This window comes from Bacillus sp. S/N-304-OC-R1 (assembly GCF_019749375.1).
Taxonomy (GTDB): domain Bacteria; phylum Bacillota; class Bacilli; order Bacillales; family Cytobacillaceae; genus Cytobacillus.
Genome location: NZ_JACWFE010000023.1, coordinates 174,062 through 192,916 on the forward strand (window position 1 = coordinate 174,062; position 18,855 = coordinate 192,916).

Sequence of the window (18,855 nt, forward strand, 5' to 3'; positions counted from 1 at the left end):
TAACAACGAATTGAAAGTTTCAACATTTGGATAAAGTGCAGGTTTCAAAAGCAATCGCATTCTCTAAAGGAATATTCTAACAATTTATAATCACAAAAAAAAGAGCACAGACGAATCTGTGCTTAAACAAGGGTTATATCTTTAAAAGGGGGTCAATTTCTATTTATATGATACCTGATTTTTATTTCACTTCTGTTACAGGAGAATTAAAACGCAGTTACGTTTTGTAAAGTTATTTCTTGCCCCCTTGGCATTTGTTTTTGTTTCTATCTACAAAGCAAAAAGCCGCACAATAGCGGCCTTTTTCATTACGCTTTTACTTTTAGTTTTTCTCTTAATTCCTCGATATAGTGCTGAGCTGTTTGAGCAGCGATGCTTCCGTCGCCAGTCGCTGTGACGATTTGACGAAGATGCTTTTCGCGGATATCTCCAGCAGCAAAGATACCTGGGATCTTTGTTTCCATTTTTTCATTTGTTTCGATATAGCCGTTTTCGTTAGTAATACCTAGATTTTTAAATGGTTTAGATAACGGAAGCATACCAACATACACGAATACACCGTCTGTTTTCAGCTCTTGCTCTTCACCAGTTTCTGTTGAAGCTAATGTCACGCTGCCGACTTTGCCATCCTTTTCGTTAATTTCCTTAACTGTATGGTTCCAGACAAATTCGATTTTTTCATTATCGAAGGCACGCTGTTGCAGAATTTTTTGCGCACGAAGCTCGTTACGACGGTGAACAATCGTGACTTTAGTAGCGAAGCGAGTCAAGTATACACCCTCTTCAACAGCGGAATCTCCGCCACCAACCACAACAAGCTCTCTTCCTTTAAAGAAAGCACCGTCACATACCGCACAATAGGAAACACCGCGGCCGCTTAGTTCCTTCTCGCCTGGTGCACCAAGCTTTTTGTATTCAGCGCCTGTTGAAATAATAATAGCACGAGCCTTATATTCCTTAGAGCCTGCTATGACTGTTTTATATTCTTCACCATCAATGATTTCTTTAATATCACCATAAGCGTATTCGGCACCAAATTTTTTAGCGTGCTCGAACATTTTTGTTGATAGATCTGGTCCTAAAATATGGTCAAATCCCGGATAGTTTTCAACTTCCTCTGTATTTGCCATTTGTCCGCCCGGAACTCCACGTTCAATCATGAGAGTGGATAGGCTTCCCCTTGATGTATATACAGCAGCAGTCATCCCAGCAGGACCCGCTCCGATAATAATAACGTCATAAATTTTTTCTTCAGACACGTTGTTTCACTCCTTCATTAACAGTAACCACATCTGGCGATTGTTGTGATTAACTTTTCCCAGTCAAATCAGTATTATTATGGCCTTTCTACCATCATCCTATAAAAATTACCGGTGGATGTCTAAATATCTGCTCATGATGAAGGAAGTGCTTTTAAGAGCTTCACATACTTGCTTAATGTAGAAGTAGAAATTCCATATTTATCTGCTATTTCCTGCTGTGATATTTTCCCTTGTCTCAATTTGAGCCATGTATATTCAACTGCCGCTGCCCATGCTTCATTATTTTTTATAGGTTGATTTTGGTTAACGGCTTCTACAAATATTGCAAACCATAACAAAAATAAGCCTGCCTCAACCGTGCCGATCGGATGATACGTATTGTATAAAATAGCAGCAATATCATGAACCGGAACAGATTGTTCATGTCCCTTACGGATAGAAGCTAAGTATTCCCGCTCTAAATGTGAGAATTTGATGTTTTGATTCATTTCCTTAGAAGCAAGAATGTCTTCTTTACCGTCGGACATAGCCGTTAGGAAAAGAGCAAAAAGTCGTTCCTCAATATGATCACTGTCTAATTTTTTTAATATAGAAGCATTGTGATTCTCAAATCCGTTAATCGTTGTTTTTTCCTCATTCCAAGGTTCAAAGCCAGCTTTATCAGGATTATATTCAACCGCTTTTTCCCAGGCTGATTGAGCAATCTTTTCTCTCCCCGTATAATAAGCGGCATAAGAGAGCCAATAATAAAAAGCACCGTCTCCGTCAAAGCCTTTCTTCTGAAGCTTTCGAAGCCATGTGAAAGCAGCCTCATATTCACCAATTAATGCAAAGGTTGCTCCAAGCTTAAACTGGTGCTCAATCAATAATGGATTGATTTTCTTCAGCACTTCTTTAAGCGCCTTCACTTCTTTATAGTCACGCTCGTAAAAGGCGAAAACAAGCTTATTGCATAGTGCATGTAAGTTTCCGGGATTCTCTTCAAATACTTTTTCCAGAATATCGGCTGCTTTTTGAACTTCTCCTAGATAAAAATAAGCTAGGGCTAAGTTGTTATAAGCTGACCAGTATTCAGGATATTCATCTATAACTGAATTAAGGATTTCGACCGCTTTTGGAAAATGACCAGATTCGAGTAATTCTCGCGCCTGCTCCTGCTTCGTAATGAGATCATCCTGTTCATAAAGCTCTTCATCCATCTCCTCAGCTTCGATTGTCAGCAAATCGAGAAGATCAATCGTTTCATCAGCAAATTCGCCATCCTCATCTAATTCTAAATATAAATTAGCATGATGATAAGCATCCTTAAAGAAGCCTAAATAGGCGTAATTATTAGCGAGAAAATAGTGGCATTCCACCATATCCTCATCAAGCTCTTCAAGAATTTTGTGCAGCAAGCTATTTGCATGCTGATAATCGCCCATTTCGGAACAAATCACTGCCAGCTGGCATACAATCATTGGCTCATCAGGCTCTAGCTGCATGGCACGCTGTAAATATTTCTTTGCTTTATATAAATCCCTTTTATGGTAAGCCTTTAAGCCTTTTGCAAAATAGTACTCACCTGTCGGGTTAAATAATAGTACTTTTCCTTTAGTTTTTCTTGCTTTAGAGTCTTTACTCATGAAATCCTCCACCTTCGTAGTAACTCAAGTAGTATATCATAATACCAAGCTGTTGGAGAAGGGATTGGAGTATTTTACGTGTTCTAAAGTACTCACCGTAATTTACTGGTACAACAAAGAGAACCCGTGCATACAAATGGCAATAACGCAGCTGGTAGGGGGATTTTGGAAAACGGTATTTTTTTTGTAAATTAAAGTAATTTTTATTCTTATCTGTTATTTTATTTTTATATGAACAAAACATGAGGTGTGACAGCATGAAACGAAATGTAAAGATACAAGGAATTGGTTCTTATTTGCCAAAAAGAATTGTAACTGCTTCAGAAATTGATAGTATGATTGGCGCAAAAGAAGGCTGGTCGGAGTCAAAGTCCGGAGTCAAGCAGCGGCACTTCGTTACAGACGAAACAGCTTCATATATGGGAGCGGAAGCAGCGAAGCTGGCTGTTCAGGACGCAGGATTAACTCTTTCCCAAATTGATTGCATCATAAGCGGAAGCGGAACGATGGAGCAAGCCATTCCAAGCAATGCTTCCTTAATTCAAGAACAGCTGGGCTTGCAGCATTCCGGTATCCCCTGCTTTGACGTGAATTCAACATGTTTAAGCTTTGTGACCGCTTTAGATATGATTTCATATGTGATGGAAGCCGGAAGATATGAGCGCGTTCTTTTAATATCGAGTGAAATTTCTTCGGTCGGCATCAACTGGAAGCAGGATGAAAGCAGTATTCTATTTGGAGACGGGGCAGTTGCCGTTGTTTTATCGCGATCAGATTGTTCTTCAGGAATTTTAGCATCTCACATGGAAACATACAGTGCCGGGGCGCATTTATCTGAAATCCGCGGCGGCGGAACGAAAATCCATCCTAGAGAGCATAGTGAAGCAACGAAGCAGGACTTTTTATTCTATATGGATGGCCGTGCTATTTTTAAAATGTCGTCGAAATTAATTCCTGGCTTTATTGAACAATTATTCGGGCAAACCGATTTGTCGATGGAGGATATCGATATGGTCATTCCTCATCAAGCAAGTGCGGCTGCGATGAAAATTATTAGAAAAAAATTAAATGTACCTGATAGCCGTTTCATGTCCATTATTGAAAACTACGGAAATATGATTGCAGCTTCCATTCCTTTAGCTTTATACGAAGCTATTAAACAAGGAAAAATACAGCGTGGTGACCGTTTGTTGTTATTAGGTACATCTGCTGGCTTATCTATTGGAGGAATGATCCTTGAGTATTAAAAGGAGAAAAATACTGATTACAGGAGCACGCGCCCCCGTAACTTTGCATTTATGCAGAGTTCTTCACGAAAGCGGGCACGAGGTTTATGCGTCGGATAGTGTCTCATATGCTTTAACGAAAGCATCTAATACAATCAAGGATTTTTTTCTCTTTCCTTCTCCTAAGTTTCAGACTGAGAATTTTATCTCTTCACTAATAGATTACATTCAAGCTCGAAAAATCGATCTCTTAATTCCAACATGTGAAGAGAGCTTTTACATTTCGAAGTATAAAGAAAAGCTGTCTCTTTACTGCGAGGTTTTTGTAGGTGATTTTGACAAAATGATGCTGCTTCATCATAAGTTTGACTTTATCCAATATGTGAAGGAGCTTGGGTTCCATACGCCCAAAACGATCCAGTGCAGTGCTGACAATGTGCAGCAAATCTTTGATGGAGAGATTGTTTTAAAAAGAATATATTCACGATTTTCAGATCATGTCGTGTTTCTTCATAGTAATGACTATGAACCTGGTTCTTTTGACTCTTCTTGGATTGCTCAGGAAAAAATTGATGGCGTACAGTACTGCTCTTATGCGATAGCAAGAGATGGAAAGCTGCTTGCCCATTCTGTCTATGAAACTTCCTTTACGGCAGGTATTGGGGCAACGATTGCTTTTAGCTATACAGAGCGAAAGGATATTGAGCTCTTTGTTAGGGCGGTTGTTAAGGATTTGAAATTTACCGGACAAATTTCGTTTGATTTTATCGTCAATAGAGAGGATCAGGCTTTTCCAATAGAATGTAATCCCCGATCTACGAGCGGACTTCATCTGTTTGATCATCAGATTGCAGAGAGTTTTTTCGGCGATCCCGGAGGCACTTTGTATCCGGATAAGGAAACGAAAATGGCGATCAGCCTAGCTATGGTTGCATACGGATTAGATAATTGGAAGCGACAGCCTTTTTCTAAATGGCTGCGCACCTTGTTTACATACCGGGATATTATATGGAGTTTCCATGATGTTCGTCCTTTTTTCTATCAATTCTTTAGTATGTTTTCACTTTGGAAGGAAAGCAGGAGGAACGAAAGAAGTATGATTGGGCAATCAACATCAGATATTAGTTGGGATGATGATAGAATATGAAGGTTTTAGTAACAGGCGGAACCGGTTTTTTAGGTCAAAAGCTTGCTTTGCGTCTGAAAAATATCGGCTATGATGTGACAGCCATCGGGAGAAACCAAGCGATTGGGAAAGGACTGAAAGAGCAAGGAGTTCGATTTATTCCCTGTTCACTTGAGGATAGGGACAGTATTTTGGCTCTTTGTCAGGGACAGGACTTCGTGTTTCATAGCGGTGCCCTCTCTTCTCCATGGGGGAAATATGAAGATTTTTATAAATCTAATGTGATTGGGACGCGAAATATAATTGAAGGCTGCAAGAGTGCGAATGTGAAGCGTCTAATTCACGTATCAACCCCAAGCTTATATTTTCATTATGATGAAAGATTAGATGTAAAGGAATCCGATCCGCTGCCCGAAACATTCGTCAATCACTATGCCAGAACAAAGCATTTGGCTGAACAAGAAATTGACCAGGCGTTTCGAGATGGTCTACCTGTTGTGACCATTCGACCAAGGGCAATCTTTGGACCTGGAGACAATGCGATCCTGCCTCGATTAGTGAAGGTTTGTGAAAAAGGCATGTTTCCGAAGATCGGCAACGGTTCTGTAGAAGTGGATATTACGTATGTGGAGAATGTCGTTGACGCTTTAATCCTTTGCATGAACTCCGGTGAGCATACGCTTGGGCAAAAATACAACATTACAAACGGTGTGCGTGTGAATTTGTATGAAATGATTGAAGATGTCATGAGTAGGCTAGGAAAATCGTTTTCTTACAAAAGCATTTCCTTTCGAAAGGCTTTCTTTATCGCCAAAGTGCTTGAGTATTTCTCAACAGTATTTCTTGGTGGAAAGGAACCTATTCTTACTCGCTACACCGTAAGTGTCCTGTCAAAATCACAAACTTTAAATATTGAAAGGGCAAAAAAAGAATTGGGCTATGAACATCGAGTTAGCATCGAAGAAGGAATACAGCATTTTGTAGATTGGTGGAAATCAAATGAGCATTAAGATGTTAAAGCTGTACGAATGCGGCTATTGCACGCATCCTGAAAAAATTGTCAACCCGAATAGGGGGTTTAAATCGATCGCTTTTCCGGCTATCGTTGGATTACTGGAGCATTCTGAGCTCGGATATATTCTATTTGATACAGGGTATGCTTCACATTTTCTCAAGGCGACAAGAAAATTCCCCTATTCGGTTTATGCGAAGCTGACCCCTGTTTATTTTTCTGAGGAAAAATCGATTAAAAATCAATTATTGGCGGATGGGATATCACCTGATCAAATCGGTATCATTCTGCTTTCACATTTCCATGGAGATCATACGGCCGGGCTGCACGATTTTCCTCGGGCAAAGGTTTATACTTTTGAAGCTGCTTATAAGGATATTCAGGAGGATAGCAAATTTAAGGCGTTGACAAAAGGATGCTTAAAGGATTTGCTGCCGGCGGATTTAGAAGAAAGGTTTACCTTTCTTGATCGGTTCTCGCCGATTGCTTTAGATGAAAGCTTCGGAGAGTTCCAGGAAGGTTTCTCTGTTTTTGGCGATGATTCTGTTATTGCTGTTGATTTAACGGGACATGCGATCGGGCAATTTGGGATTTTTATAAAGTTAATTAGCGGGAAGCGTGTCTTCCTATGCGCAGATGCGGTTTGGGTGAGCGAAGCCTTTGAAGAGCTGATTTATCCCCATAGTATTGCTAATTTGCTTATTGCGGACAAAGCGAAATATAGAAGTAACATTATGAAGCTTCATGAATTAGCAAAAGCTCGTCCCCAGATTGATATTTTGCCAACTCATTGCTCCGTTACATGGGAAAAAGCCAAGAGGGGTTTTGTTTATGAATAAAATGGCCATCTTAAAGCAATATGCTGTTACAAAGTTCGGACGGAAATTTTCATCCAGACAATCGTTAGAAGATTTTCAAAATCGGAAAATTAAGCAGCATCTGGCGTATGTTTTGGAGCACTCCCCTTTTTATCGGGAATTTTTCAAAGAGTATGAAGAAGCGTTACGGGAAAACCGCTGGAATGAGCTGCCGATGATTGACAAGTCGATCATGATGGATCACTTTGATACATTTAACACGGTTGGGATCAAAAAAGAAGATGCCCTTCAGGTTGCATTTGAGGCGGAGACATCGAGAAATTTCACACCTAAGATTGGCGAAATCTCTGTTGGTCTCTCGTCTGGTACGAGCGGAAACCGCGGGGCTTTTCTTATTTCTGAACAGGAGAGTGCACTGTGGGCAGGAACCGTTTTAGCGAAGCTTTTGCCTGGCAGTATTTTCGGAAAGCATGGAATTGCGTTTTTCTTAAGAGCAAATAATAACCTTTATACGTCGACGCAAAATGGGCGGATTGCTTTTCACTTTTTTGATTTATTGGATGATTTTGAAGAGCATATTCGCAAGTTAAATAAGGTACAGCCTTCGATTGTCATTGGCCCCCCTTCTATTTTACGAAAAGTGGCGGACTGGCAGGCTAGCGGAGAAATTCGAATTCAGCCTAAGAAAATCGTTTCTGTTGCTGAGGTTTTAGAAGATATCGATCGGACTTATATAGAATCGGTATTCCAGCAGACTCTTCACCAAGTATATCAGTGTACGGAGGGATTTTTAGCAGCGACCTGTTCACATGGAACATTGCATATCAATGAGGATCTTGTTGCCATTGAAAAGGAATACTTGGATGAGGGCGTTTTTGTTCCGATTATTACTGATTTTAGCCGGTCGACTCAGCCGATTATTCGATATCGATTGAATGATATTTTAGTTGAAAGGATGGAACCTTGTCCTTGTGGGTCTCACTTTTTAGCTCTTGACAGAATTGATGGACGCTGTGACGATATTTTTTACGGGAAGCATGCGGAAAACGGTGAACTCCATCCTCTATTTCCTGACTTTATAAGGCGGGCGATTATGTTTTCCTCTGAAGAGATTTTGGAATATAAAGTGATTCAGAAGAGTCTAGAGCAGCTTGAGGTTAAGGTGAAGGTTAGCGGGAATGAAGAAAGAGTTCAGAAGGATATTGTGCGTGAGCTAACAAAGCTTTGGGATGAGAAAGGCTTACTGATTCCCCATGTGAATTTTACGCCCTATGATATTCTTCCATCCGATAAAAAAATGAAACGGATTGAAAATGGGATGAAGGGTCCTGTGAATTTATGATTCGGCTTCATGATAAAAGCACGTTAGAGCAAATAGATTGGGACAGTAAAAGAGATGGAGCTTATGTCCGGGATTATTTTTCCCCGATTTTACGAAATGGGGTTGAACATTATATAAAAAATGTTCGTGCTGAAGTGTATTTATTAGAGATAGATAATCTTGTTATACCCGTGACGGTAAATGACAAGGAGTTTGACACTTCCTATGTTTGCTCCCCTTATACGCATTATATTTCCTATGCCAAAGAGGAGCTTTGGGAGCTAAACATGCCGCGGATAGAAAAGCCTTTATCTAAAGTGATTGATGGGATTGGGTTTATTTTTCGGCAAACTTCAATTAATAAAATTGTTTCCGTGAATAATTGGTTTCTTTCTACAAATCTATATTTTCCGTTGAGTTCGAAACAAATCCAGCGTATAACGGCGTTTTTGACGGAACGATTTCCAAAGCATACAATTCAATTTCGTTCGATTTCGAAAGCATTGTATCCAGAAATGTTTGAAGGATTTGAAAGGAATTCGTATCAGCGCATCATGTCGCGGTCTGTCTATCTTTTCCTTCCTGAGCGTTTTCGCGAAATTAGCAAAAAGCGGAAAAGGGATTTTTACCGTGACCAAGCACTGCTAGAGAACAGTCCGTATAAGGTTGTTGAAGGGACAGAAGAAATGATCCCCTGGATTAAAAGTCACTATGAACAGCTCTATATTGAAAAATATTCTGAGCATAATCCGCAGTTTACTTTGGACTTCTTTAAAAATTTGCTTGATCATCAATTAATGGAATTTAAACTGCTAAAGCAGAATGACTCCTATGATGGGGTAATCGGTTATTTTTACCGTGATGGCATTTTGACTACTCCCATTTTCGGCTACGAAATGGAAAAGGGTCAGACTAATGGTCTGTACCGGATTCTATCGTATTTAATAGCGAGCGAAGTTCTTGAAAAGGATTATATCGGTCATTTCAGTGCAGGTGCGGGTAATTTTAAAAGAAACCGCGGAGCACTTCAGGAAATTGAATATACGTTTTTCTATAATAAGCATTTACCTTTCCGATCACGATGGATTTGGTCTTTTTTGAAGCGCTTGATGGACAGTGTTGTAGAACCGATGGCGAGAAAGATGAGGTTTTAAGCGTCGTCCCTATCCTTTCTAGTCAGAATTATCCATTGCAATAAGGATGGGCATGGTCTATAATTCTTTATATTAAAAAAATATTCCCATTCACCGATGGGGTAGAGGTTGCGGTTTATATGAGTAGAGTGGACGAGATTCAATGAGATTTTTGACTCCACTTAAAAGGATAATCCGCCGAAGTATAGATAAATCATTGTTTGTCTATGCTGGGGAAGTTTCCGAACAGGGACTTCACTGTCACGTTAATCGTGGCGAGCTATCTTCGGAAGGATTTATCGGACTTTTAACAGCCGTCGATCTTTTTCGATGGCTGTTTTTATTTTTTAAAAAGGAAATACTTATGAATAATATAAAAAAGGACGTGTTAAGGTTGGCAAAAACATCTACATCATCGAACCCAACTCAATTAAAGAGAACACTTAAAGCGCGCCACCTTACAATGATTTCGCTCGGAGGATCGATCGGGACTGGTATTTTCTTAGCTAGTGGCGGAGCGATTCATACTGCTGGGCCTGGCGGGGCGTTACTTGCCTATGCGGCAGTCGCTATTATGGTTTACTTCCTTATGACGAGCCTTGCTGAAATGGCAGCATATATGCCCGTTGCGGGATCATTCAAAGTATATGCAACGAAGTTCGTCGATCCTTCCTTTGGCTTTGCGATTGGCTGGAATTATTGGTATAACTGGGCCATTACGATTGCGGCGGAGCTTGCTGCTGTTGTATTGATCATGAAATTCTGGTTTCCAGAAAGTCCTTCATTTATTTGGAGCGGACTTTCCCTCCTCCTTATGTTCGGCTTCAATTACTTGTCAGTTAAAGGATTTGGCGAGGCTGAATTCTGGTTCGCACTTATAAAAATTGTCACGGTTCTTATCTTTATTATTACTGGATTTTTTATGATTTTTGGAATTATGAACGGCGATGCCATTGGTTTAACTAATTTCACTATTGAGGATGCTCCTTTTAATGGCGGATTCTTTGCGATTTTAGGCGTATTTATGGCGGCGGGCTTCTCCTTCCAAGGAACAGAATTACTCGGCGTAGCTGCTGGAGAAAGTGAAAATCCTGAAAAAACAATTCCAAAGGCCATTAACACGGTATTTTGGCGAATTCTTCTTTTCTATATTTTTGCTATTTTTGTCATTGGGGCGATCATTCCTTATACAGACGAACGATTATTAAGTGAAGCAGTTTCCGTAAGTCCTTTCACGCTTGTTTTCGAAAGAGCCGGACTTGCTTTTGCTGCATCGGTTATGAATGCTGTTATTTTGACAGCGGTACTATCTGCGGGTAATTCCGGTATGTATGCCTCAACTCGAATGCTTTGGGATCTTGCACGAGAAGGAAACGCTCCTAAATTTTTAGGAAAGTTAAATAAGCGAGGCGTACCTGTTAATGCATTAATCGCTACTACTCTAGTCGGTTCTCTTGCCTTTTTATCTACTTTCTTTGGTGATGGTCAGGTGTATATTTGGTTATTAAACGCTTCAGGTATGGCTGGATTTGTCACATGGCTTGGGATTGCGATTAGTCATTACCGTTTCCGCAAGGCTTATATTGCTCAAGGCCGCGACATGAATGAACTACCATATCGGGCAAAATTCTTCCCGTTCGGTCCATTGTTTGCATTAGCTCTATGTACGATTATTATTTTGGGACAGAACTTTCAAGCCTTCACTGACGGAAAAATTGATTGGCAGGGCTTATTTGCTGCCTATATTGGAATTCCACTTTTTCTAGTGGTTTGGCTTGGCTATAAAATGAAGCATAAAACGAAGCTAGTTCCTTTGGAAGATTGTGATTTTGAGAAGGTTGATTGAGAGAAGTATGTTTGCATTGCTTAATTTCTCCAGGAAAAGTTAAAACATAAAAAAGGGCGTCCAACTAGTCAGATTTGCAGTTGGACGCCCTTTTTTGTTACTAATTTTATAACTTTTCTAAAAAAACAGCCATTCTTCAACGTTTTGCACTAGAAATATCTGTGGTATTCTCAAAATATCAGCGATTTTCCGAATATATCCGCCACTTTCCTGATATATCCGCTACTTTCTGAATATATCCGCTACTTCCTAGATATATCCGCCACTTCTCAGATATATCCGCTACTTTCCGGATATATCCGCTACTTTCCGAATTTATCCGCTACTTCCCGAATTTATCCGCCACTTCCCAGATATATCCGCCAACTTCCCTGATATATCCGCCACTTACCAAATATATCAGCGACTTCTTATTTAAAGTATGGTCTTTCACAGCTATTCCCCAATTAGAAAAGCTTGGTTATTATTCTTCTGATTTCTTCACATGCCTTTTATCGAGAACACTCAGTACTTCCTTAAACGGAAGATCTTGTTCTCTCAATAAAACGAGCAAATGATATAATAAGTCAGCAGCTTCCCATTTCAATTCTTCTTTGTCGCGGTTTTTCGCAGCGATTATCACTTCTGCTGCTTCTTCCCCAACCTTTTTTAGGATTTTATCGACGCCTTTTTCAAATAGGTACGTTGTGTAGGCACCTTCTGGCATTTCTTTTTCCCGTTCTTTAATGACCTTTTCCAAAGATAGCAGAATACTGTAGTCGGATAGGCTGCCAGAGGATTCGCCTGACTCATAGAAACTTTCCTCAAAACAGCTTACTGCCCCAGTATGACAAGCCGGCCCTGCAGGCTCTACTAAAACAACAATTGCATCTTTGTCACAATCAAATTTCATTTCAACGATTTTTTGTGTGTTCCCGCTCGTTGCCCCTTTATGCCACAGCTCTTGTCTGGATCGGCTAAAAAACCATGTCTCGCCAGATTCGATCGATTTTTCAAGAGATTCCTTATTCATATACGCAAGCGTTAGTACTTCTTTTGTTGTCGCATCCTGAACGATTGCCGGGATGAGGCCTTTTTCATCAAATGTTAATTCTGCGATATTCATCGGACAGGCACTCCTTTTTCCTTCAAATAAGCCTTCACTTCGGTTACGGATGTTTCTTTATAGTGAAAAATGGACGCGGCTAGGGCAGCATCTGCTTTCCCTTCCATGAAGGCATCGGCAAAATGCTGGGCATTTCCTGCTCCTCCAGAAGCAATGACGGGAATCGTTACCGCTTCACTGACTGCTTTTGTTAAAAGGAGATCAAACCCGTTCTTCTCTCCATCCGAGTCCATGCTTGTTAACAGGATTTCTCCGGTCCCAAGCTCCGCTGCTTCCTTTGCCCACTCGATCACTTTCCAATCTGTCGGCGTTCTGCCTCCATGAGTGTATACACGCCACGTCCCAATTTCTGAATCATATTTAGCGTCAATTGCCACAACGATGCATTGAGAGCCGAAAAACTTCGCTCCATCCTCAATTAAACGGGGATTGTTTACAGCAGCTGTGTTTAGAGAAACCTTATCTGCACCGGCTCGGAGTATTCTTTTCATGTCTTCCAGCGAGTTAATTCCGCCTCCAACTGTAAATGGAATCGCAAGTTCAGAGGCTACCGAGCGAACAACCTCAACCATCGTTTTTCGGCCTTCAACCGATGCAGAAATGTCTAGAAACACAAGCTCATCTGCCCCTTGCTCATCATAAAACCTTGCAAGTTCTACAGGATCTCCTGCATCACGAAGCTGAACAAATTGAATTCCTTTTACAACGCGTCCTTCTTTTACATCCAAACATGGAATAATTCGCTTCGTTAGCATGACCCCTTCACCTCTTCTAGCGCTTCCTTCACTGTAAAACGCCCTTCATAGATGGCTTTTCCGACAATTGCACCGGTCACTCCGTCTCCATAAAACTCTTTTAAACTAGCTAAATCAGTTAGCCCACTAACTCCGCCAGAGGCAATGACACTTTGACCAGTCTCCTTTGCCAGCAATCGAACTGCCTCAATATTCGGACCGGAAAGCATACCGTCTGTAGCAATATCGGTAAAAATAAAAGTTTCTGCCCCAGCATCCGCGAACCGCTTCCCTAGCTCAACTGCTTTTACTTGGGATGTATTTAGCCAGCCATGTGTGGCAACAAAGCCGTTTTTAGCATCAAGTCCGACAGCAATTTGGCTGCCATATTTTCGAATCATTTCGATAGCAAAATCGGGCTTCGATACAGCAATACTTCCAATAATGACACGTGCAACGCCATTTTCTAGATAGTGCGCAATATCTGTTTCCGTCCGAATACCTCCGCCAATTTGGATTTTAGCGTTAAGATTTTGTGCCGCTTTAATTACAGAGTCGTCATTAACTCTTTTCCCGTCCTTTGCTCCATCCAGGTCAACCATATGTATCCAGCTTGCCCCTTCATCAGCAAACTTTTTCGCCATATCGTAAGGAGAATCTCCATAAACGGTTTCCTGATTATAATCTCCCTGCAGCAGTCGGACACATTTTCCGCCTCTCATATCAATTGCTGGATAAATGGTAAAACTCATATTCCGGTCATCCCTTCCCGTACAATTTCCGTAAAATTGCCTAGCAGCTTCATGCCTAATGCACCGCTTTTCTCTGGATGAAATTGCATTCCAAATACATTCCCTCTCCCGACAACAGCAGGCACCTTTACATCATAGCTGCACTCGGCAATTACTACTTCTTGATCTCCTGTTTCAACATAATAAGAATGGACGAAATATACATAACCTTCTTCGATAGATTGAAGGATTGGCGACGACTGAACAAGGCGCAAGCTATTCCAGCCCATGTGAGGCACTTTATATTGAGTTCCCTCAGCTGTTACGCCAGGAAATCGTTTGACAGATCCCGGAAGCAATTGAAGTCCTTTCGTTAATCCGTTCTCTTCGCTTTCATCGAATAGTAGCTGCATGCCTAGACAGATTCCAAGCAGCGGCTTTCCGAGCTCAACATAGTCTTTAATCATATTAGTTAATTCTAAACGGTTTAACAGCTCCATCGCATCCTTAAAGGAGCCAACTCCCGGAAGAATAAGTCCATCCGCCTTCAGCAATTCTTCTCTTTTATCAGAAATAAAGTAAGGAGCACCAAGTCTTTCAAGTGCTTTACTGACACTGAAAAGATTGCCCATTCCGTAATCAATAATCCCAATCATTTACAACAGCCCTTTCGTTGATGGCACTCCTTTAATGTTAGGGTCAATCGTTGTTGCCTCATTCAATGCTCGTCCTAATGCTTTAAAAATGGCTTCAACTATATGATGCGTGTTTTGGCCATAGTGCACGATCACATGCAAATTCATTCTTGCTTCAAGTGCAAGCTTCCATAAAAATTCATGCACAAGCTCCGTATCAAAGCTGCCTACCTTTTGGCTTGGAAACTCCGCTCGCATTTCAAGATGAGGCCGATTGCTTAAGTCAATCACAACTTGCGCTAAGGCTTCATCCATTGGGACAAACGCATTTCCATAGCGCTTAATTCCTTTTTTATCACCAAGCGCCTCCCTTAGCACTTGTCCAAGGCAAATACCAATGTCCTCTGTTGTATGGTGATCATCGACCTCAATATCACCTTTTGCATCCACCGTTAAATCAAATCCACCGTGCTTTGTAAACAAATCAAGCATATGCGTCAAAAACGGAACCCCCGTTTCCAGCTTGCTCTCACCTTGCCCATCAATATTAAAAGCTAAATATATATCAGTCTCATTCGTTTTCCGTTTCACTTCAGACGTTCTCATCTTAATCTCTCCTCCTGGTACTTAGGATCGGGTTCAAGTGGGACATGGGGACGGTTCTAATGTCCCTTAGTGGGACACAGGAACCGTCCCGGTGTCCCTAAGATGTCCCTACTTCTTCAACCGTATGTCAATTGCGCGGGCATGGGCTTCGAGTCCCTCTAACCTTGCAAATGCTGAAATTTTTTCGCCGTTTGCTTTTAGGGCTTTTTCGCTGTAGAAGACGATGCTGGACTTTTTCTGGAAGTCTTCGACGTTAAGCGGGCTGGAGAAGCGGGCTGTTCCGTTTGTTGGCAGTACGTGATTCGGGCCAGCAAAGTAATCGCCGACTGGTTCGGGACTGTAACGCCCTAAAAAGATCGCTCCAGCATGTCTAATTTTCCCTAGAAGCTCCATTGGGTTTTCTGTTACAATTTCCAAATGCTCTGGCGCCAAGCTATTGATCGTTTCAACCGCTTCTTCCATTGTTTCGGTTACGTAAATGGCTCCGAAGTTTTCAATAGACTGCGAAGCGATTTCTTTACGAGGCAGAGCAGCTAATTGCTTATCCACTTCAGTGGAGACAGCTTTGGCTAGTGATTCCGAAGGTGTGACGAGAACACTGCAGGAAAAAGCGTCATGCTCGGCTTGTGATAATAGATCTGCTGCCACTTCATCCGGTCTCGCTGTATAGTCTGCCAAAACAGCAATTTCACTTGGACCGGCAATCATATCGATATCAACATCTCCATACACCTCTCGCTTCGCCAGGGCGACAAAGATATTGCCAGGACCGGTAATTTTATCGACAGGAGAAATGCTTTCCGTTCCATAAGCTAGAGCTGCAATCGCTTGTGCTCCGCCAACCTTATATATTTCTTCCGCTCCTGCCTCTTGAGCCGCAACAAGAACCGACGGCGGCAGCTTTCCTGTTTTTTTATCAGGAGGGGATGTGATTACAATTCGTTTCACACCAGCTACTTTAGCAGGCAGTACATTCATAAGGACCGACGATGGATATGCGGCTGTTCCCCCTGGCACATATAAACCAACTGAATCAAGCGGGGTAACTTTTTGTCCAAGAATCGTTCCATTTTCATCTGTTGTCATCCATGACGGACGGAGCTGCTTCTCGTGAAAAGAGCGAATATTTTCCGCTGCCTCTCTTATGATGGATAGAACTTCATCATCAATTTGTTCATAGGCTTCCCGTTTTTCTTCTTCAGTAACAGTCAGTTCTGTTAAGCTGATTCCATCGAATTTTTCCGTAAATGCTTTTAGAGCAGCATCCCCATCCGCACGAACCTGTTCAATAATGCCCCTCACAATCGACCGCTGTTCCTCAGTTCCGCTATCAACAGATCGTTTAATCGATACTCCATCTTCAATTTTTAATATCCGCATTTCTTTCACTCCTTAGAGGGCATCAAGGTTCTGCAATTTCGTTACTTCACTTAAGCGCTCGACAAGCTCGCTAATCCGTTCATCCTTCATTCGGAAGCTCGCTGGATTCACAATCAGTCTGGAGGTAATGTCGACGAACCGTTGGTATTCAACCAAGCCGTTTTCCTTTAAAGTTCGTCCCGTTGAGACAATATCGACGATTCTGTCAGCAAGGCCAATAAGTGGTGCAAGCTCAATCGAACCGTTTAACTTAATAATTTCAACCTGCTCCCCTTGTTCGCGGAAATAAGCGGCTGCCACATTCGGATATTTCGTCGCCACCTTTGGAGCTACGTTATTCATCTTTGTATTTGGCAAGCCTGCCACTGCAAGATAGCATGCACTAATTTTCAAATCGAGCAGCTCATACACATCCCGCTCTTCCTCCAGCATGACATCCTTACCGGCAATCCCAAGGTCTGCGACACCATGCTCCACATAAGTCGGAACATCCATCGGCTTGGCTAAAATAAAACGAAAGCTTTCCTCCGGCACATCAATAATCAGCTTTCTTGAGTCATCAAATTCAGGAGGGAGACGAAAGCCTGCCTGCCGAAGCAGCTCAACCGCATCCTCGAAAATTCTCCCTTTCGGCATTGCAATCGTTAAAACATCTTTCATACGTCAGTCTCCCTCCCCGCTTTACCGACTAAAAAGATAATATCGTCATATGAATTCGTGCATTGATCAATATCCTTCACACCGCTAATATCCTGAAGGACCACCCTATTTCCAAGCTTTCTTAGGTCCCTAGCAGTTTGAAAAGCTTCCTTCCGCCGCTCCTGGCTAAATAAAATACATGCTGATGGTACGCTTACTTCTTCATCATTTAATGCTTCTAATAATCGATCTAATCGGATAGCAAAGCCCGTTGCCCCTGTTATTTTTCCGAATTTTTGCAGAAGCAGATCATATCTGCCTCCATTTGCAATTGGAAAACCGACATTTCCTGCGTACACTTCAAAAAGAATCCCTGTATAGTAGCTCATATGACTTACGAGCGTTAAATCAAACTTCACTTTCTCCTGGAGTCCGTAGTCACCGATCATTTCAAAAAGCTGCTGAAGCTGTAGAACATCTTCTCTGCCCGAGTCATTCTCAAGCAAGTCAAAAGCCATTTCTATGACCTCATTCCCGCCTCTCAGCTTTAAAAAGTCGAGCAGCCGCTGTTTATCAATGGAGGAGAGAGCCAGCCATTTGACATGCTCGCGATAGCCAACATAATTTTTCTCATATAGATATCTTGTTAGCGCATCAACTCGTTCTTCTGTCCCTAAAATTTGCAGAAAAAGCTTGCGGGCAAATCCGATATGGCCAACAGAAAGCTGAAAGTCTCCGAGCCCAGCTTCCTGGAGAGAGTTAATAATTAGAGCAATCCCTTCAGCATCTGCACTAATCGTATAATCTCCGATGCACTCTACCCCAATCTGTTGGAATTCGGCTGGCCGGCCTCCCTCTCTTTGCTGGGCACGAAACACATTGGCCGAATAAGCAAGACGGATCGGCAAATCATTTTTTAACAAACGCGAAGCCGCAACCCTTGCGATTGGGGCTGTCATATCTGGGCGCAGCACCAGTGTGTGTCCCTGCTGATCCAGAAGTTTGAATAATTGCTGATCTAATATCGCAGAAGCAGTTCCTACCGTTTCATAGTATTCTAGTGTTGGAGTTTCAATAAACTGGTAACCCCAGCGCTCCATTTCTTCTTCAATTAATGCTCTGACTTTGCGCTTTCGATTGTACAAATCAGGTAATGTATCTCTCATTCCTAACGGCTTCTCAAACATAAACAAGCGGCTCAATTCCGTTCACCTCAAATTCTATATCAACAAAATCCTTTAGTTCGCTAATATGGTAGTAAGATAAAGTTGTATGTAATTTTACCCCTAATTTAGGTATTCGTCAACCAAATTATTTCGGAGTGTTCTGAACTTTTCGGGCTGCTTTTTATAAACAAGCTCTTTTAAACGTTGTTGTTGATTTCCGCTGCAGGCACTCGCTTTCCGCAGGCGGCCCGGGAGCCTCCTCGTCGCTAGCGCTCCTGTGGGGTCTCCCTTGGACACGCTTTTCCCGCAGGACATTGAATAAACTTCCTTGAATTTACACCGCACGAGAAAATGCGCATGCATTTTGGAGGAGTCTCGCACCTTCCGCTCCAATCAACAAGCGCAAATATCAACTGACTGCTTTAACACTGACAAAAATAAAAAAAGCCCCGTTAGCTTTTTGATATGCTCCCCATTAGGTAGACAGATT

Annotated in this window: 17 protein-coding genes and 1 riboswitch; of the genes, 7 read left to right on the forward strand and 10 right to left on the reverse strand. The window is 41.7% G+C overall.

From position 1 onward, the window contains the following. Positions 1-308: 308 nt before the first annotated feature. Positions 309-1,259 (reverse strand): thioredoxin-disulfide reductase, encoded by a 951-nt coding sequence (gene trxB, locus H0173_RS18375; RefSeq protein WP_221848066.1) that lies wholly within the window; start codon positions 1,257-1,259, stop codon positions 309-311. Between the two features lie 134 nt (positions 1,260-1,393). After that, on the reverse strand, positions 1,394-2,887 hold the full coding sequence (locus H0173_RS18380) for a tetratricopeptide repeat protein (protein ID WP_221848068.1): 1,494 nt from the start codon (positions 2,885-2,887) through the stop codon (positions 1,394-1,396). Between the two features lie 257 nt (positions 2,888-3,144). Here H0173_RS18380 and H0173_RS18385 point away from each other — a divergent pair, with 257 nt between their 5' ends. The 7 genes from H0173_RS18385 to H0173_RS18415 all read left to right on the forward strand — a co-directional run bounded on the left by H0173_RS18385 (position 3,145) and on the right by H0173_RS18415 (position 11,369). Beyond that, positions 3,145-4,134 carry a beta-ketoacyl-ACP synthase III gene (locus H0173_RS18385; protein ID WP_221848070.1) on the forward strand — a complete coding sequence of 330 codons (990 nt, stop codon included), beginning with the start codon at positions 3,145-3,147 and terminating at the stop codon, positions 4,132-4,134. Then, positions 4,124-5,260 (forward strand): ATP-grasp domain-containing protein, encoded by a 1,137-nt coding sequence (locus H0173_RS18390; RefSeq protein ID WP_221848072.1) that lies wholly within the window; start codon positions 4,124-4,126, stop codon positions 5,258-5,260. Before H0173_RS18385 ends, H0173_RS18390 begins: the two co-directional genes overlap by 11 nt. Continuing rightward, positions 5,257-6,249, forward strand: coding sequence for an NAD-dependent epimerase/dehydratase family protein (locus H0173_RS18395; RefSeq protein WP_221848074.1), 993 nt, complete (start codon positions 5,257-5,259; stop codon positions 6,247-6,249). The genes H0173_RS18390 and H0173_RS18395 overlap by 4 nt, the downstream gene beginning before the upstream one ends. Then, entirely contained in the window at positions 6,239-7,090 is an 852-nt protein-coding gene (locus H0173_RS18400) for an MBL fold metallo-hydrolase (RefSeq protein ID WP_221848076.1), read from the forward strand. Before H0173_RS18395 ends, H0173_RS18400 begins: the two co-directional genes overlap by 11 nt. Continuing rightward, a complete protein-coding gene (locus H0173_RS18405; RefSeq protein ID WP_221848079.1) occupies positions 7,083-8,411 on the forward strand; it encodes a F390 synthetase-related protein in 1,329 nt (442 codons plus the stop codon). The genes H0173_RS18400 and H0173_RS18405 overlap by 8 nt, the downstream gene beginning before the upstream one ends. Then, positions 8,408-9,544: a hypothetical protein gene (locus H0173_RS18410; RefSeq protein ID WP_221848081.1), complete on the forward strand. Its 1,137-nt coding sequence runs from the start codon at positions 8,408-8,410 to the stop codon at positions 9,542-9,544. The genes H0173_RS18405 and H0173_RS18410 overlap by 4 nt, the downstream gene beginning before the upstream one ends. Positions 9,545-9,638: 94 nt before the next feature. Beyond that, positions 9,639-9,814, forward strand: a riboswitch (Lysine riboswitch). Positions 9,815-9,887: 73 nt separating this feature from the next. Continuing rightward, on the forward strand, positions 9,888-11,369 hold the full coding sequence (locus H0173_RS18415; RefSeq protein ID WP_221848118.1) for an amino acid permease: 1,482 nt from the start codon (positions 9,888-9,890) through the stop codon (positions 11,367-11,369). 463 nt (positions 11,370-11,832) lie between these two features. Here the strand turns inward: H0173_RS18415 and hisIE are convergent, their stop codons facing one another. The 8 genes from hisIE to H0173_RS18455 all read right to left on the reverse strand — a co-directional run bounded on the left by hisIE (position 11,833) and on the right by H0173_RS18455 (position 18,401). Next, positions 11,833-12,474 (reverse strand): bifunctional phosphoribosyl-AMP cyclohydrolase/phosphoribosyl-ATP diphosphatase HisIE, encoded by a 642-nt coding sequence (gene hisIE / locus H0173_RS18420; RefSeq protein WP_221848083.1) that lies wholly within the window; start codon positions 12,472-12,474, stop codon positions 11,833-11,835. Beyond that, positions 12,471-13,229: an imidazole glycerol phosphate synthase subunit HisF gene (gene hisF / locus H0173_RS18425; RefSeq protein ID WP_221848085.1), complete on the reverse strand. Its 759-nt coding sequence runs from the start codon at positions 13,227-13,229 to the stop codon at positions 12,471-12,473. Before hisF ends, hisIE begins: the two co-directional genes overlap by 4 nt. After that, entirely contained in the window at positions 13,223-13,960 is a 738-nt protein-coding gene (gene hisA, locus H0173_RS18430; RefSeq protein ID WP_221848087.1) for a 1-(5-phosphoribosyl)-5-[(5-phosphoribosylamino)methylideneamino]imidazole-4-carboxamide isomerase, read from the reverse strand. Before hisA ends, hisF begins: the two co-directional genes overlap by 7 nt. Next, on the reverse strand, positions 13,957-14,595 hold the full coding sequence (hisH, locus tag H0173_RS18435) for an imidazole glycerol phosphate synthase subunit HisH (protein ID WP_221848089.1): 639 nt from the start codon (positions 14,593-14,595) through the stop codon (positions 13,957-13,959). Before hisH ends, hisA begins: the two co-directional genes overlap by 4 nt. Continuing rightward, entirely contained in the window at positions 14,596-15,180 is a 585-nt protein-coding gene (gene hisB, locus H0173_RS18440) for an imidazoleglycerol-phosphate dehydratase HisB (protein ID WP_221848092.1), read from the reverse strand. It abuts the gene before it with no gap. 108 nt (positions 15,181-15,288) lie between these two features. Next, positions 15,289-16,560: a histidinol dehydrogenase gene (gene hisD, locus H0173_RS18445; RefSeq protein ID WP_221848094.1), complete on the reverse strand. Its 1,272-nt coding sequence runs from the start codon at positions 16,558-16,560 to the stop codon at positions 15,289-15,291. A 12-nt stretch (positions 16,561-16,572) separates the two neighbouring features. Then, the gene (gene hisG / locus H0173_RS18450; protein WP_221848096.1) at positions 16,573-17,220 is read right to left on the reverse strand and encodes an ATP phosphoribosyltransferase; all 648 of its coding nucleotides are present in this window, start codon (positions 17,218-17,220) and stop codon (positions 16,573-16,575) included. After that, on the reverse strand, positions 17,217-18,401 hold the full coding sequence (locus H0173_RS18455; RefSeq protein WP_260631254.1) for an ATP phosphoribosyltransferase regulatory subunit: 1,185 nt from the start codon (positions 18,399-18,401) through the stop codon (positions 17,217-17,219). Before H0173_RS18455 ends, hisG begins: the two co-directional genes overlap by 4 nt. Positions 18,402-18,855 lie beyond the last annotated feature (454 nt).